Source organism: Acidobacteriota bacterium, assembly GCA_026707545.1.
Taxonomy (GTDB): domain Bacteria; phylum Acidobacteriota; class Thermoanaerobaculia; order Multivoradales; family Multivoraceae; genus Multivorans.
Genome location: JAPOWR010000001.1, coordinates 625,767 through 642,023 on the forward strand (window position 1 = coordinate 625,767; position 16,257 = coordinate 642,023).

The 16,257-nt window shown below is 68.5% G+C and carries 14 protein-coding genes; 5 read left to right on the forward strand and 9 right to left on the reverse strand.

Annotated features, from left to right (window positions below):
* Nucleotides 1-2: 2 nt before the first annotated feature.
* Genes OXG83_02490 through OXG83_02500 form a run of 3 tightly spaced genes read left to right on the forward strand, consistent with a single transcriptional unit; the run spans nt 3 to nt 3,414 of the window.
* The gene (locus OXG83_02490; GenBank protein MCY3963882.1) at nt 3-284 is read left to right on the forward strand and encodes a 4a-hydroxytetrahydrobiopterin dehydratase; all 282 of its coding nucleotides are present in this window, start codon (nt 3-5) and stop codon (nt 282-284) included.
* Nucleotides 285-303: 19 nt separating this feature from the next.
* The gene (locus tag OXG83_02495; protein MCY3963883.1) at nt 304-1,155 is read left to right on the forward strand and encodes a CbbQ/NirQ/NorQ/GpvN family protein; all 852 of its coding nucleotides are present in this window, start codon (nt 304-306) and stop codon (nt 1,153-1,155) included.
* 15 nt (nt 1,156-1,170) lie between these two features.
* Entirely contained in the window at nt 1,171-3,414 is a 2,244-nt protein-coding gene (locus OXG83_02500; GenBank protein ID MCY3963884.1) for a hypothetical protein, read from the forward strand.
* A gap of 1 nt (nt 3,415) precedes the next feature.
* Here the strand turns inward: OXG83_02500 and OXG83_02505 are convergent, their stop codons facing one another.
* The 3 genes from OXG83_02505 to OXG83_02515 are packed head-to-tail and all read right to left on the reverse strand — an operon-like array spanning nt 3,416 to nt 6,942.
* Nucleotides 3,416-4,819 carry an ectonucleotide pyrophosphatase/phosphodiesterase gene (locus OXG83_02505; protein MCY3963885.1) on the reverse strand — a complete coding sequence of 468 codons (1,404 nt, stop codon included), beginning with the start codon at nt 4,817-4,819 and terminating at the stop codon, nt 3,416-3,418.
* Nucleotides 4,820-4,829: 10 nt separating this feature from the next.
* Nucleotides 4,830-5,657, reverse strand: a complete 828-nt coding sequence (locus OXG83_02510; GenBank protein MCY3963886.1) for a ribonucleotide-diphosphate reductase subunit beta — start codon at nt 5,655-5,657, stop codon at nt 4,830-4,832.
* 52 nt (nt 5,658-5,709) lie between these two features.
* Nucleotides 5,710-6,942, reverse strand: coding sequence for a TCR/Tet family MFS transporter (locus OXG83_02515; GenBank protein ID MCY3963887.1), 1,233 nt, complete (start codon nt 6,940-6,942; stop codon nt 5,710-5,712).
* Nucleotides 6,943-7,006: 64 nt separating this feature from the next.
* Here OXG83_02515 and OXG83_02520 point away from each other — a divergent pair, with 64 nt between their 5' ends.
* Together OXG83_02520 and OXG83_02525 are read left to right on the forward strand one after the other, a co-directional pair.
* Nucleotides 7,007-7,453, forward strand: coding sequence for a hypothetical protein (locus tag OXG83_02520; GenBank protein MCY3963888.1), 447 nt, complete (start codon nt 7,007-7,009; stop codon nt 7,451-7,453).
* A gap of 70 nt (nt 7,454-7,523) precedes the next feature.
* Nucleotides 7,524-8,615, forward strand: coding sequence for a hypothetical protein (locus OXG83_02525; GenBank protein ID MCY3963889.1), 1,092 nt, complete (start codon nt 7,524-7,526; stop codon nt 8,613-8,615).
* A gap of 170 nt (nt 8,616-8,785) precedes the next feature.
* Here OXG83_02525 and OXG83_02530 read toward each other — a convergent pair whose 3' ends face one another.
* The 6 genes from OXG83_02530 to OXG83_02555 form a co-directional block, all read right to left on the reverse strand.
* Nucleotides 8,786-8,950 carry a hypothetical protein gene (locus OXG83_02530; GenBank protein MCY3963890.1) on the reverse strand — a complete coding sequence of 55 codons (165 nt, stop codon included), beginning with the start codon at nt 8,948-8,950 and terminating at the stop codon, nt 8,786-8,788.
* Between the two features lie 38 nt (nt 8,951-8,988).
* On the reverse strand, nt 8,989-9,285 hold the full coding sequence (locus OXG83_02535; GenBank protein MCY3963891.1) for a hypothetical protein: 297 nt from the start codon (nt 9,283-9,285) through the stop codon (nt 8,989-8,991).
* Nucleotides 9,286-9,403: 118 nt separating this feature from the next.
* Complete coding sequence (locus tag OXG83_02540; protein MCY3963892.1) at nt 9,404-10,087, reverse strand: hypothetical protein; 684 nt, start codon at nt 10,085-10,087, stop codon at nt 9,404-9,406.
* Nucleotides 10,088-10,198: 111 nt separating this feature from the next.
* Nucleotides 10,199-10,498, reverse strand: coding sequence for a hypothetical protein (locus tag OXG83_02545; protein ID MCY3963893.1), 300 nt, complete (start codon nt 10,496-10,498; stop codon nt 10,199-10,201).
* A 256-nt stretch (nt 10,499-10,754) separates the two neighbouring features.
* A complete protein-coding gene (locus tag OXG83_02550; protein MCY3963894.1) occupies nt 10,755-11,432 on the reverse strand; it encodes a hypothetical protein in 678 nt (225 codons plus the stop codon).
* Nucleotides 11,429-16,246: an efflux RND transporter permease subunit gene (locus tag OXG83_02555; GenBank protein ID MCY3963895.1), complete on the reverse strand. Its 4,818-nt coding sequence runs from the start codon at nt 16,244-16,246 to the stop codon at nt 11,429-11,431. The genes OXG83_02550 and OXG83_02555 overlap by 4 nt, the downstream gene beginning before the upstream one ends.
* Nucleotides 16,247-16,257: the final 11 nt, after the last annotated feature.

The window sequence follows — 16,257 nt, forward strand, 5'->3', positions numbered from 1 at the left end:
CAATGGCAGCGATGACAGCGGACGAGATCCGGGCGGCGTGTGGAGAACTGACGGGTTGGGAGGCGGATGTGGAAGCGCCTTCCATCGCGCGGGAGTACCAGTTCCCGACTTTCCCGGCGGCGGTGCGTTTCGTCGACTTCGTGGCTGAGCTGGCCGAAGCGGCGGACCACCATCCGGACATCGATGTTCGCTACAACCGGGTTCGCCTGACCCTCAGTACTCATTCCGCGGGTGGTGTGACGGAGAAGGACTTCGCGCTGGCCCGGGCGATCGACCACTGTTGAGCCCCGCAAGCGGCCGCCGATGACCCAGCCCCTCCAGGCGGCGAAGCCGCTGCCCGCGTCCGAGGCGCCGTACTACCTGCCGGTCGCCAACGAGGTCGAGCTGTTCCTCGCCGCGTACCGGGCGCGCATGCCGGTGCTGCTCAAGGGGCCGACGGGTTGCGGCAAGACGCGGTTTCTGGAGCACATGACGCATCGGCTGTATCGGGGAGGCGATGCGGGTGCGCGGACGGGGATCGAGACGCCTCTCGTCACGGTCGCCTGCCACGAGGATCTGACCGCGACCGACCTGGTCGGCCGCTACCTGCTCGAAGGCGATGACACGGTGTGGATGGACGGTCCGCTGACGCGGGCCGTGCGCGACGGGTCGATCTGCTATCTGGACGAGATCGTCGAAGCGCGCAAGGACACAACGGTGCTGATCCACGCGCTGACCGACCATCGCCGCATCCTTCCGATCGAGAAGCGGGGCGAGATCCTGCCGGCGCACCCGGACTTCCTGCTCGTCCTGTCGTACAACCCGGGCTACCAGAGCGTGGCCAAGGACCTGAAGCCGAGCACCCGCCAGCGCTTCGTGGCGCTCGAGTTCGACTATCCTCCGCCCGAGGTTGAAGCAGAGATCATCGCGCACGAAGCGGGCATCGACCTGACCCTTGGGCGGGACCTCGCCGAACTCGGCAAGCGCATCCGCAACCTCCACCACCGCGGTTTCGACGAAGGGGTTAGCACCCGCCTCCTCATCTACACGGCGCAGTTGATCGCCGGCGGCATCGGCGTTCGCGAGGCCTGCGTCGCCGCGATCTGTCGGGCGATCACCGACGACGACGAGGTCCAGCGCGCGGTGACCGAGGTCGCAACGACGCTGCTGCCTTGAGCCGTTCAGTCGTCGATGGCCCGCGTTGAGCAAGGTGGCGTCGACGCTGCTGCCTTGAGCGCGGTCGAACTCGACGACGTCGGGCGCGTCCTCGAGATCTACGTCGAGGCGATGCTGGCGCGGCCGGCCGACGTCCGGCCGCTGGCCGATCTGCAAGCCGGGGACAGGTCGCGTGCGGGGCATCTCGACCTCGAAGGCGCGGCGGCCGCGGGCCGGCCGACGACCGACGGCGCCGCCTTCTACCTGCCAGAGCGGATCGACCGGTTACCGGACAGCTACGGCAACTTCATGGTCTACCGGATGGCCGTGCTGCACCAGTTGGGCGGTGTGCTGTTCGGCACGTACCGGCGGGGTCCGATCCGGTTCGCCGACTTCTTCGCCGGGTTCGATGAGCCGGGCCTTGCCCGGGCGCTGTTTGCACGGCTCGAGGGTGCGCGCATCGACGCTGCTCTCGCGCGCGTCTTCCGGGGGGTGCGCCGCGATCTGCTGCGGCTGATCGACGACGCGCTCGATTCGTCGCTGAGCCCGGCATCAAGGCCAGCGGCGCGCCGGCAACCGCGGGAAGCGGCCCTGTTCGACCTGGCGCGGGCGCTCCTGCTGGCGCAGCGGTCCCAACTGCCGGTGAGCGCGCCTAGTGCCGATTCGGCAGGCCGGATGCCGGTGCGATTCGAAGAAGCAGCGGCGCTGTTGAACCCCGGCGCCACCGTCGATCACACGCTGCGCGCCATACGAGCGCTCTATCCCGAGTTCGTCGCCCTGCGCTCGGCTCTCAGTTCGAGCGGCTCCGGCCCGGCCACTGACGATGGCCGACGGCAGGATCACGCCGCCGATCCGGATCCCGAAGCCGAAGCCCAATCCCTCGACGTGCCGGCGCCCGCGCACCACGGCGACCCGGCACCGGAGCGAGTCGAGTTGCGCCGGGAGTGGCAGGAACTCGCATCCGAAGTCGAGCTGAGGGACGACGTGGAGCCGGGCCCGATCGCCGCGGGTCTGATGGAGCAGTTGCAGGTCGACGAACTGGGCGTGCTCAGCCTGCAGGACGGCGATCTCTCGGGCACCGCCGGCCTGCCGCTGACCGACCTGGACATCACGGGAGCGATCGAGGCCGAAGGGGCCGACGAGGAGCCGACCCCGATCGAACTGGAACCCGAGGAGCTGGCGGCCCGTCTCGAAGAACTCTCGAAGCGGCTGGAGCGTGAGCTGGCCGAGGCCGGGCTCGACCGGGAACACGTCTTCTACTACGACGAGTGGGATCATGAACTGACCGGCTACCGCCGCCGCTGGTGTCACCTGCGGGAGAAGGCGATCGAACCGCTGGACACGCCCTCGAACGGCTCCGCGGCTCCACCGGAACGGTTTGTCGACGAGACGCGGCGCCACCACGCCGACCTGCTGCGGCGCGTCCGGAAGCAGTTCGAGCTCCTCAAGCCGGAGGAGTTCCGGCGGATGCGGCGCCTGATCGAGGGCGAGGAACTCGACCTCGACCGGGTGGTCGAGACCCACGTCGACCGCCGCGCCGGCCGGCCGCCGGATGGCGCCGTGTACATGAGCCGCCGGCGCCAGCATCGGGACGTGGCGGCCGCCTTCCTGCTCGACATGAGCGCCTCGACCGACGCGGAGGCGCCGGTCGACGAGCCTGAACCGGCAGCGGGCCGCGAGCCGGAGCCGGAGTACGTCGGCGTGTTCGACGACTTCGACTGGCCGGACAACCCGCGGCCGATCCCCCCGGGCCGGCGGGTGATCGACATCGAGAAGGAATCCCTGGTCCTGATGGCCGACGCGCTCGAGACCCTGGGCGACGACTACGCGATCTACGGGTTCTCCGGCTTCGGCCGCAAGGAGGTCGAGTTCTTCGTCGCCAAGGAGTTCGACGACGACTTCGACCGGGAGGCCGAGGACCGAGTCGCAGCGATGGAGCCGAAGCGCAGCACCCGGATGGGGCCTGCCATCCGCCACGCCGCCGCCAGACTCGCCGAGCGCGAAGCGAAGGTCAAGGTTCTGCTCATCCTCTCCGACGGCTACCCCCAGGACTTCGACTACGGCAGCGACCGGGCATCCCGCGTCTACGGCATCCGCGACACGATGGTCGCTCTCCGCGAGACGGAACGCCAGGGCATCTCGACGTTCTGCATCACCGTCGATCCCGCGGGCCACGACTACCTGCGCGAGATGTGCCCTGAGCGCCGCTACCTCGTCATCGACGAGATCGCCGCGCTGCCCAGCCAGTTGCCGAAGGTGTACCGAGGACTGACGGCGTAGATCAGCGGGTCAGAATCCCCAGCGGCGGCGCCCCGTCGGGGCTCTCGAAGTCCACGTCGAGCAGCATCGCGATGAGGTCGGCGATGTCGGTCAGCCCCATGCGGTGAACGGTGCGGCCGGCTTCGAAGCCGGCGCCCCAGCCGACGAAGCCGGTCAGAATCTCTGGGAAGTCGGTAGGGAAGTGGCCGTGGGCGCCGCCGTCGGTGGGTCGGATGGCGTCGCCGGAGGCGTCAGACCCGAAACTGACGCCAAGGTTTCCGGCTAGGGCGAGGCGGGCCTCGGGGGCGGCGCCCGCCTGGTCGAGTGCGTTGCGTTCCACGACGCGGAACAGGCGGCGCACGGTCTCGGGCAGATCGGCCAGGATGCTCCGGACCGCGCTCATGGCTTCGGCGTCGGCCTCGTCGCGCAGGTGCAGGAAGGCCGCGCCGCCCGCCGGGTGGAAGGTGGCCCGCCACTCGCCGCGATCGGCCTCGGTACCGTGCAGGCCGGCTTCGGCGAGCCAGACGTTCGGCATGAGCTGGGTGTGGAGATCGACGAAGCCGTGGTCGCCGGTGACGACGAAGGCCGTGCGTTCGAGGATGCCGGCGCGTTCGGCGGCATCGCGGACGGCGCCGACGGCCCGGTCGGCCGCGGCGACCGCGCGCCGGGCGCGATCCGATTCACGGCCATGGGCGTGCTGGGCGGAATCTGTCGTGATCAGGTGGAGCGCGATGAGAGCCGGCCGGTGGGTTTCCAGGACGTACGCGGCCATGGCGCCCGTCGTGTCGTCACGGGTGATGTAGGCGGCGCCGTAGTTGCGCAGGTTGAGCCGGCCGGTGGCCTCGCGCTCGAGCTCCTGCCACAGGCCTGGAGTCGTGCCCTCGCGCATAGGGGCCAGGCGGTCGCTGTTCGGGTCGAGGGAGTAGGTCTCGGGCACGAAGCGGTCGATCGGAGCACCGACGGTGACCGGCCACGAGATCGCGGCGGTCTGCCTACCGGCAGCGCGCACAGCGTCCCAGAGCGTGTCGACCTGAATCGAGGACTCGAACCAGTACCACTCGCCGGTCTGTCCCTCCGGTTCGAACGGCCGGTTGTAGTAGACGCCGTGGCGTGCCGGCAACGCGCCAGTGACGATCGTCGTGTGCGACGGATAAGTGACCGTCGGGAACACTCCGCGCACGCCCTCGGCGTGCGCGCCGTCGCGTGCCATCTGCTGGATGTTCGGCGCCGGCCAGGGGGAGCCCGGGAGGTAGAAGTCCGGCCGGAAGCCGTCGACGGAGACGAGCACGACGTGATCCGCTCGCGGCTCCGCCTGCGCGGTCAGTGGACCGGAAGCCAGGAGGAGACCGCAGAGGACGGCGCCGGTGACGGCGGGAAGACTCGGCAGCCCGCGCCGGAGACTGCCGTTCGCGGATAGCGGCCTCATCTCAGAGGCCCTACACCGCGGCGGCGAGCCGGCCGTCGTAGATGCTCTGCCGCATCTCTTCGAGCTTGTCGAGGTAGAGCTGCCGGTACTCGTCGTAGTCGAGGTCGAACGGGGCCTGACCGCGCTCGAAGCCGGCGAAGGTCTGGTTCGGACCGTCCTCGGCGAACGGTCGCATCGCCTCGACCTGCGCCTCGAACTGGTCGACGAGGTGCGGATGCTCGGCGAGCAGCCCCTGCAGAACGTACACGCCGAACCCTATGTGGCGGGCCTCGTCGCGCTGGATCAGACGGATGCCGCGGTTGAGCGCGGGCAACTTGCCCGTGCGCTCGAAGATCTTGTAGTAGATCGGGTAGCTGGCTTCCGCGCCCACGCCCTCGACGTAGAAGTGGTACAGCATGATGGCGCGCAGCAGCGCCTCCGGGCTGTCGTCCTCGAACAGCGCACGCATCGTCGCCGGCAGCCGCGTCGAGAACATGTCGCCGTGAAGATCCGGGTAGGGGATGTCGACCCCGAAGCGGCCCGGCAGCGCCTCGATCAGCCAGGTCTCGAAGAACTGGACGTGACGGGCCTCCTCGTACATCTGTGCCGTGACGTACATCTCGTCTTCCAGCCGGCCGTCCTGCCGGAAGCGGAACTGGAGCGGCGCGAGTTCGTGGGTCACGCCGCGCTCGCCGACCCGGAAGCCGGAGATCAGGCGGATCAGCAGCTTCCGCTCGTCGTCCGAGAAGGACATCCAGTCGGACCGCTCCTTCGAGAAGTCGATGTCGACGGGGTTCCAGGAACGCTCGTGGGAAGCGGTGAAGAGTCGTATTGGCAGCGACGAGCTGTCGAACGGCATGGCGAACCTCCTTGAGGAGTCGATTCTAGCCGTACCGACAGCGCCGGAGGCGTCAGTGTCGACGGAACGCCCGGACCAGCAGCAGCATGGCGACCGCCATGAGCAGCGATCCGGCCAGAAGGGGCGCGCCGGGCAACTCGAACGGAGCGGCGTCGGAGGTGAAGTAGCCGAACACGCCGCTGGTGAAGACGAGCGGCGCCGCGATCGCCGACAGGCTCATCAGCGACGTCAGGGCACCCTGGATCTTCCCCTGCTCGGTGGGCTTCACCGTTCCCGCGATGATTGCCTGGACCGCCGGTCCGGCGATGCCCCCCAGCGATCCCGCGAAGATCACGGCGATGAGGACGGGGCCGTTCGGCGCGAGGCCGTAGCCGGCGAAGGCCAGCGTTCCGATGCCGAAGCCGACCAGCACCGCCCGGCGCTCGCCCAGCCAGGTGACCGCTGGCCGCACCAGGAAACCCTGGACCAGCGCCGCTGCGACGCCGACGGCAGCCAGGGCCAGACCGTTCTGGAACTCGTTCCAGCCGTAGCGATAGCTGGTGTAGAGCACCCACGACGTCTCCAGGCCGCGTTGCGCGAGCGCCAGCAGCAGAAAGGCGATCGCCAGGCTGGCGACCAGGGGGTAGGTGCGGAGGTGCACGATGCTCGACACCGGATTCGCCTTGCGGAGTGAGAAGGCGCTCCGGTTCTCCGGCGCCAGCGACTCCGGCAGCACGAGGAAGCCGTAGAGCGAGTTCAGGAGGCAGAGACCGGCCGCGGCGAAGAAGGGCAGCCGCAGGTCGATGCCGCCGAGCAGGCCGCCGAAGATCGGTCCGAGGATGAAACCGACGCCGAAGGCGACGTTGACCAGCCCGTAGTTCCGGGCCCGGGTCTCCGGCGTCGAGATGTCGGCGATGTAGGCGTTCGCCGTCGTGATGCTGGCGCCCATCACCCCGGCGACGATCCGGCCCGCGAACAGCCAGCCGAGCGATGGCGCGAAGCCCATGATCACGTAGTCCACGCCCAGGCCGAACATGGAGAGCAGCAGGATGCGCCGGCGGCCGAAGCGATCGGAAAGCGCGCCGAGGATCGGCGCGCAGACGAACTGCGCCACGGCGTAGCAGGCGGCGATCGCGCCCACGGCTACGGCGGCGGCTGACGTGTCGCCGCCCCTGAACTGCTCGACGAGTTCGGGGAAGACGGGAATGATGAGCCCGACGCCGAGCATGTCGAGCAGGATCACGGCGAAGATGAATCCGACGCCGGCCTGACGGCGGGAAGGCGCTTGAGGATTCGGGGTCGTCATCGTTCGGATGGGTGGCTGGCCGTGAAGCAGTTTCTTACGTCGTCGGAGGCGCTAGAGTTACACCGTGGCTAGCACGTCTGCATCGGACCGGGGGGGCGCCCTCTGCGTGCTCGTCGTGGCCGGCGTGTCTCTTGGGTGCGCCGAGCCGGTTCCCGAACCGAACGAGAAGAGTCTGCGGGCTTCCTTCATTGCGCAGATCGAATCGATCGACCTGGTGAAGGACCTCGAGGTTTACGGCAGCGAGATCCACTTCGCCCGCCCCGACGGCTCGGGTGCCGATGTCGACTGGAGGGTCCGCATCGACTCGCTGGAGGTCGGACCCTGGGCCGGCCCCGAGGCCGAGTTGGCCGGCCACGTCGTGTCGAGGTGGAGCGTCGCCGGACGCCCCGTGTCGGTCGAGATCGGCCCGGATGGCCTGGTCACCGACATGCCGTTCTTCGTGCTCGACGCCGGTCTGGCGCCGGAGTGCTGGGCGTTCTGGGACGAGGAGGCGAAGGCCTGGGGCTGGTGAACCCGGGTGCTGCAGTGCGGCGGCTATGATCGCGGTACGCCAATGACACGCCGGTAGGAGGGCTAGGCCCATGAGAAGGCATGAGCGCTTGAACGTCGGATCGACAGTGGCCGTGGCCGTTGCACTGCTGGCTTTTGCCGGAGCGGGTTCCACGGCCGCAGCGGGCAACAACACCAACAACACGGCCGCGGACGCCGACTGGACGATTCCGCGCACCTCCTACGGCCATCCCGACCTCCAGGGCGTGTGGGCCAACAACAACGGGACTCCGTTGCAGCGGCCGGCCGCCTGGGCGGGCAAGGAGCGCCTGACGGACGAGGAGTTCCAGGAACTGATGGCGGCCGTCGCCGAGGCGACGAACCCGGGCGCGGACGCCCTGTTCGGCGACCAGCTCGTTCTGGCGGCGATCGAACGGACGAAGGCGACGTCCTACGACCCGACGACCGGCAACTACAACCAGTTCTGGATCGCGGACCGGTACTTCACGAAGCGCACTTCGCTCGTCGTCGATCCGCCGGACGGGCTCATCCCGCCGTTCACGGAAGACGCGAAGAAGCGCCTCTGCAAGCGGGTGAAGCACCTGATGGAGCATCCGGCCGATTCCTGGCTCGACCGGCCGATTCCCGAGCGCTGCATCAGCTACGGCGCCCCCTTCATCTTCCCGGGCTACAACGGCTATCACCAGATCTTCCAGAGCCCGGACCACGTCGTCATTCACCAGGAGATGATCCACGACGCGCGCGTCATTCGCCTGGACGACGAGTCCCTTCTCGACGACGACGTGAGGCTCTGGAACGGTGACTCCCGCGGTCACTGGGACGGCGACACGCTGGTCGTCGAGACGACGAACTACTCGAAGAAGAACGACTTCATGGGCTCCTCGGAGCAGCTCACGATCACCGAGCGGTTCACCCTGACGGACGCGGAGACCCTGGAATGGGAGGTCACGGTGAACGACCCGGGGACGTGGACCAAGCCCTGGACGGCGTCGATTCCGCTCAAGCGGACAGAGGACGCGATCTACGAGTACGCATGCCACGAGGGCAACTACGGAATGGAGGGCATGCTCGCCGGCGCCCGCGCCCAGGAGGCCGCGAACAAGCCGAAGCAGCTCGATCCGGGCGTCGTGTTCCGCTATCCCGGTCTGGCCTGCGACTTCTGATCGGTCCTCGCGATTCGCGGTGATTCAACGGATCACCTGAACCTCGATTCCCTCCAGCTCGACTCGCAGCCACGACCAGTCGGTGGTGAGGACCTGCAACTTGAAGTACGCCGCGGTAGCGAGGGAATGGTAGACAGACTGCTGCCTACCAGATCACGCGAGGACTCCGGTCAGGCGCAGAGGTCGATGACGAAGAGGGGCAGAGGCGCCCCGCCGAATAGCGTGCCGAGCGAAACGTACTGCACGGCAGTGCACTCATCGAATAGCACCACGACGGCGCCGAGGCCGGCACTCAGTACCAGAGTAACGAGGGCTGTAGAGAGAGTCCGAGTCACGATCGTTGCTCCTTTCTTCTTGGGATCGGTAGAACCGGCTACACGCAGATGGTCAGGCTGTGCGTGGTAAGGACCATCCCGACGCGGATCAGTGTTGGGTTGCTAGTAGCGCTTCCGGCGGCAGTGAGGATCGCGCCGGCGACCGAGTTGACCCTGCAGCTGTGGCTGCGGGCTCCTCCAAGGGCGCTTGTCAGGTCGGTGACCGTGTGCTGGTTGGGGCGGTCGTGGCCGTTGATGGTCGTAGGGGCCGCCGTCGCCGCGTCGGGCGGTTCGGCGAGGGAAACACCGACGCTCAACACCATGGCGAGCAGTGCAACAGGCAGGGCTTTTCTCATGTCGATGGGGTCCTTTCGGTTGTCGACGATTGGGAAGTCGGGCGGTGCAGGCGGCTGTTGGGCCGTTCTCCGCCCATCTATGGACTAGGACGGAATTCGTGCAGCGGGCTTCGTCGGCTCAGGCGCCGAGCATCCGCTCTCGGCGTTCCGCGCGGGCGAAGGTGAGCGCGACGATGGCCGCGATGACGAGCGCGATGCCGATGCGGTTCTGGACGGCCATCGCGAGAAGCTGATCCTCGTCGGCGCCTTGGACGGTCAGAGGATTCCAGCACGGCAAGCTGCGGCGGCCAGTCGGTGCCATGTACCAGTTCAGAACGAGCAAAGCCATCGTTGCCATGCCACCGGCGGTTTCGCTGCGGAACAAGGTGGCGAAGCCCATCGCTGCAACCAGGTGGAAGGCAGCGCACTGACCCGCGCCGTAGAGGGTCGGGACGATTGGAAAGGGCGTGAAGAAAGTGAACGTAGCCGCCGCCATCAGGCCCAGACTGACCAGCAGCATGAGGCCGGCGGCGGTGAGCTTCCCCAGCCAGACCCGATGGGCGCCTCCAGGTACCGTATAGGCGATCTCGAGCGTGCGCTGGTCCATTTCGCCGGCGATGATCCGACCGCCGAGGAACGCGGCCAGGACTGCCAGGGGCAAGCCGATCAGAGTGTTCTGAGCGGCCGCCGGTTCGAAGCCGGGCCGGCTGCCGGTGATCAACAGCCCGGCCTGGATCGCCAGCCAGGCGAGCGGCGCCAGAGGCAGTAGCCAGTGTCGCGGTCCGGCCATCACGACCGCAGAAAGTCGGATCGGCGTGATCATGCCGGCTTGGTCACCGAGTTGCCGGGAAGGAGGACGATGAGCGGCCACCGCTTGCCGGAGTGGAGTTCACGGCAAGCGGTGGCCTCGTCGACTAGCCGGCGGCGGCTTCGTCTAGAGGGCGCAGACAAAGGGCGCGAGCCCGATCGTCACCTGGCCGGTAGCTATCAGAATGTGGTTCAGGCCTACCAGGCCGACAACCACGATGTCCCTACCAAGCGCCTGAACATGCTCGGTACAGGCCTCTCCTCGCCCGGTCACTGTCGCCATGTCCGTGTCCGTGAGCGGTTCAAGTCGACTGTCGTCGACGCCAGGCGCGTTGGACTCGGTGAACGCCATCGGCGGTTCTGCAAAGGCACCGCCAGCACTCAACGCAAGCGCTGCCACTGCGACGGGACAGATTCTCTTCAGCATGATTGACTCCTTTCGTTCCATAGGTTCACGTCACAGCCGATCCCGTTCCGGGGGGCTGGCGGGATTTGCCGGCGGGAAGGGGCCGCGGAAGAGGAGCGGCTCTCCTCCCGCCTATTGACTGAGACGGAAGAGGCGCGGCTGTTTTCGCCTCGGCCGCCTATAGACCTAGACGGAATTGGGGCTCGGCTTGCGGCGAATCGACCTGAGCGGGGCTAGGTGGAGGTGGCTGCGTGTGAGATCGAAGGTGGACTGCGGTTCAGCCGCTGAGCATCCTCTCCCGGCGCTCGGCGCGGACGAACGTCAGGGCGACGATCGCGGCGATCGCGAGGGCGGTGCCGATGCGGTTCTGCACGCTCAGCGCGAGCATCTGCGCGGCATCGGCTTCTTCCACCATGAGCGGGTTCCAGAACGGTGAGACGCGGAACGAGCTGAGCAGACTGTTGAGACCGAGGAGGCCGATCGTGGCGAGGGAACCGGCCACGTCGCTGCGGAACAGGGTCGCGAAGCCCATCGCGGCGACGAGGTAGAAGACGACTCCCTGCGTTGCGCCGTACAGGCTCTGCAGGACCGGGAAGTCGGTGAAGAAGGCATAGGTGATGGCGGCCAGGAGAACGAGGCTCGAGAGCAGCATCAGGATCGCGGCGGCGAGCTTGCCGAGCCAGACTCGATGGGCGCCGCCGGGCACGGTGTAGGCGATCTCCAGGCTGTGCTGGTCGAGCTCGCCGGTGATCGTGCGTCCACCCAGGAAGATGGCGAGAACCGCTACCGGCACGCCGATGAGGCTGTTCTGCGCCGCCGCTGGCTCCAGGCTGGGCCGCATTCCGGCTACGAGCATGAGTGCCTGTACCGCCAGCCATACCAGGGGCAAGAGCGGCAGCAGCCAGAACCTGCGTCCGGCAAGCAACACCGCGGAGGTGCGAAGCACGGTGATCATGCCGGCGCCTCACCGCGCGCGGCGCGAGCGAGCCACAGGTAGCCGTCCTCGAGGGTCGGCTCGACCGATTCAGCCCGGTCATCCGGGCGGTCGGCGGCGAGCACGCGGAGGCTGCTCGTGCCGTCCGGTTCGGGCTTGCGGTCGGCCAGCACGGCGCCTTCGGGCAACTCGGGCGCCTCTTCTTCGTCCGCCGTCCGCCACGACCACACCCGACCCTCCGCTTCCCGCGACAGCGCGGCCGGATGGCCGTCGAACACCATGCGGCCGCGAGTCAGCACGAGGACCCGGTCGCAGGCCACGGCGACATCCTCGACGACGTGGGTGGAGAAGAGCACGATCCGGTCTTTGGCCAGGCGCGAGAGGAGGTTGCGGAAGCGGACCCTCTCGCGGGGGTCGAGGCCGACGGTCGGCTCATCGACGACGATGATCGGAGGCAACCGGAGCAGCGTGCGCGCCACCGCCACGCGCTGGCGCATGCCGCCCGAGTAGCCGCCGATCTGCTCGTCGGCCCGCTCGTCGAGCCCGACTTCCCGCAACAGGGTCGAGATGCGTTCGGCTCGCTCCGACTTGTCGATCTGGTAGAGCGCGGCGTAGTACTCGAGGTACTGGCGGGCGGTCAGCCGTGGCGGCAGGCCGGCGTCCTGGGGCAGGTAGCCGACGTAGCGTGCCAGGCGCGTTCGGACGCTGAGCAACGGTACGCCGCCGAGCGTGATCCGGCCCCGGGTCGAGTCGAGAATGCCGGTCAGCTGCCGGAGCAGCGTCGTCTTGCCGGCGCCGTTCGGGCCGAGGACTCCGACCATGCCGCGTTCGACCTCGAAGCTCACCGCGGCCAGGGCCTTGACGGTGTCGATGGGCAGATCCAGACCGAACACCTTCGTGGCCGCGGCGCGCCAGAGGCGAAGTATCTGACCGCGCCAGCCGCGGGTCCGCCGGCGGCGCGCCGACCGCTGCTCCCGACGCATTGTTTCCAGCCGCGCCGTGCGGCGTCCGAGCTGAACCAGCAGGATGACCGCGGAGACGATGCCGAGCGCAACGAACCCTCCCACTTCAGGATCGGCGACCATCTCCGGGAAGACCAGCCAGGCGAGAAGCGCCCAGGGCAGCAGGGCCGTCAACACGCCCTCGATACCGCCCGATTCGACGCGACCGAGATCGTCGGCGCGGCCGCGGGCGCGACGCACCTCGCGCAGCAGCCGGGAGCCGATCAACAGGATCGCGATCAGGACACCGAGGACGATCAGGCCGCCGCGCATCCGGGCTGCCAGGGCGATGGCGCCGGCGAAGATGAGCAGGAGAGGGAGCAGCCGATCCCGTGCGTCGGAGGGATGGAAGGCCTGACCGCCACGAGCGGCGACGCGCCGGGCGAAGTCGGTGGAAGTCCGCATCGCCCGGCGCACCGGCCCGGGGAGGCCGTACGTCTTGCGCAGGTGACGGACCACGAGCCTGGGTGGGCCGGCTGCCGTGTCGGGTTCCGGTGACGCCGGTTTCGGGAGCAGCCATACGGTGACGCCGAGAAGCGCTCCTGCGATGAGTACCGTGGTGGTGACCTGCCAGAACATCGACTCGATCACGCCGAACGCGAACAGAGGCGCGGTGATCGCGATCACGGCACCGAGCCATGTCAGCACGACCCAGGGGCCGACGCGGCTGAACAGTTCGTCGAGGCGTCGTAGAAAGACGAAGCCGACCGGGATGACGAGCAACGTCAGCACGGTCGCAGTCAGAAGGCCGCCGATCACGAGCGTGGCGAAGGGTGGCCAGATCTCGTTCTCGCGCCCGGTGGCGATCGACAGAGGTGCGAGGGCGGCGACCGTCGTGGCGGAGGTCATCAGGACCGGGCGCGCGCGCTCGCGGACCGCGGCGAGGGCGGCCGCGCCGGCAGTCCAGCCGGCGCCAAGCGTGTGCTGCTGCATCCGGTCGACGAGCAGGACGGCCGGGTTGATCGCCAACCCCAGCAGGACGAGCGCACCGAGCAGAGCCATCGCCTCGAAGCCGATGCCGGTCAGCACCAGGGCCCACACCGAACCGAGCAGGGCGAGCGGAAGGGCGATCAGGACGAGTAGCGGCAACGTCAGCGACTCGAAGGTCACCGCCAGGACCAGGAAGACGAGTAGAACCACCGGCACCGCGATGCGCCGGAACCAGTTCGTGCTCTCCCCGGAACGGTCGAGCGCGATCGTCGTGCCCGCGGGCCGGTGGATGCTGGCGATCGCTTCGTCCAGGTTCCGGTCGAAGGCGTCGCGCGCCGGGCCTCGCCGCGGCACGTCCGGCGCTATGGTGTAGAAGACCTCCCGCTCGCGGACGCCGTTGTGGTGGGTGATGACCGGCGAAGGCGGCGCCTGCCGCACCTGCGCGAGGGCAACGACCGGTAGGACACCGGCTCCGGTCGAGACGCGGAGCTGCTGCAGCCCACTGAGCGACACGTCGCGGTTGAAGCTGCTGCCGTCTGAGGACTCGGCCTCGTCGCGCTGGTTTTCCAGCCGTTGGACGACGATCGGCAACTCCCGCCCGCTGTCCAGCGGATAGCCGGTGTTGATCCTGGTCCCCTCGCGGCCGGCCAGGTTCAGCATCGGCAGTACTTCGTCCAGGAGCACGCCGAAGGTGTCGAAGGCTCGCCGATTCGGACTCACGTGGAGTTCGTCCGGCCCCGGGCGTACCGCCGGGTAGGCGCTCGCTATGCCCTCGATCTCCCGCAACCGTTCGGTGACCTGGGACGCGAGGTCCGTCAACTGCTCGTTGTCGTTGCCGGAAAGGACGACCCGCGATGGGCCGCCGCCGAGCAGCTCCTGGGCGCCACCGCCTCTGCCGCCTCCGCCGCCTCCACGTCCCCCGGGGCCTTCCCCCTCACCCGGATTCAGCAGCTCTGCGCCGGCCCGTCGCGCTGGCGGCCGCAGCAGCTGGCGGACGCGCCTGGCCGTCAGATCCTCGGGCCGCTCATCTTCATCCACCAGGTGGACGGTGAGCGATCCTCCCTCTTCCCGGATCATGCTCTCCACGCGGTCGACGCCGTCGACCTCCCCGATCGTCTCAAGACGATCAAAGACGCGGACCGCCGACTCGAGACTCCCGCGGCCCTCCGGCAGCCGGACGGAGAGTTGAACCTGATCGGCGATCGGCGCCTGGCCCGTACCGCTCGAAGCAACGAGGAACAGGGCGGCGATGACACTCAGGACGACGGCGGCGACGACGCCGGTGATCCAGCTCGCCGGCCGGCGCAGCGCGGAGGCGAGCACGCCCGCGAACAGAATCCGGGTGGGGTCGGGCGACACCAGGCCGCCGAAGCGTTCGCGACGCTGGCGCAGCCTGGTCAACCGTCGAATCGCGGCCGGCGCGGCGAGGTGCCGTGCCAGAAGGGGCACCAGCCCGATCGCCACCAGGAGGGAACCGAACAGCGGCAACAGGATGGCCAGCGACAGGAGAGCGATCAGGTTCTGGACGAGGGACGACTCCAGGTCGACGATGACGGCGGGCAGGAAGACGATCGCCGTGGTGACGGAGGCCGCGACGATGGCGCGGCCGGTGCGGCGAATGCCCCCGGCAGCGGCGTCGTCGGGACTCCTGCCGCGTTCCAGGCGCCGCTGGACGGACTCGAACACGACCACGCTGTTGTCCACGATGAGTCCGACGCCGACGGCCAGCCCGAAGAGCGTGAACAGGTTGAGCGACAGGCCGGCCACGTAGAGAAAGGAAAGGGCCACGGCCAGACTGACCGGCACGGCGACCGCGACAACGGCCACCGCGCGCCACTGGCGCAGGAAGAGGAAGAGGACCAGTAGAGCGATCCCGAAACCCGAGAGACCGAGGTTCCGCAGCCGGTCGATCTGCGTTTCGACGAGTTCGGCTGCGTCGAAGCTGACGAGCAGGCGGATGCCGAGCGGAGTGAACTCCTCGTTGATCTCGTCAATCCGGCGGCGCAGATCGCGGCCGAGTCGCACCAGGTTGGCGCCTTCCTCCTGGAACACAATGACGCCCACCGACGGCTCGCCGTTGACCCGGTACAGCATCTGGCGCCGGCCGGAGCCGATCTCCACTTCGGCTACGTGGCGGACCAGGACGGGACGGTCGGGGATGATCCGGACTTCGCCCATCGACACCGGGCCGGCAGGCCGGCCGTCGAGCATCACCGCCGTCCGTCCAGCCTCGTCCTCCAGGCTGCCGAGGTAGCGGAGGCGTCCTGCCGCACCGCGCACCGCGGCGGTTACCTGCTCCGTCGTCACGCCGAGCGCGGCGCAGCGGTTCGGGTCGACCCACACGGTCAACTGGCGCGAGGCGCCGCCGCCCAACATCGCCTGGCTGACTCCCGGCACCGCGGCCAGGCGAGGGGTGATCATCTCGTCGACCAGGTCGTACAGCGCGTCCGCGTCGTCGGAACCGGTGACCTGCAGGATCATGGCGAAGCTCGAGAACACGCTCGTGTCGTCGGCCTGCACGTCCAGGAAGGTGTCGCGCGGTTGTGTCCGCGCGAGATCCGCAGCGATGCGGCGCATCTCGAGTTCGCGTACCTTCAGATCGACGCCGCGTTCGAAGCGGACGGTGAAGCTGCCGCTCGAACCGGTCACTTCGCCCCAGGTTTCGGCCACCCGGGGCAGCGTGCGGACCCGGGCTTCGAGCGGCATCAGGATTTCCCGCTCGACCGTCTCCGGCTCGCTGCCGGGGCGGAAGAAGCTGACGTAGAGCGAGTCGCCCGTCAGAGCGGGAAGTAGTTCGACCGGCAGTCGCTGCCAGGCGAACCCGCCGAGCATGACGAGCGCCACGAAGAACATCGACACCGCCACCGGGCGGCGGATGGCGAGCGTGTCGAGACCGGCCTTCACGGCACTTTCAG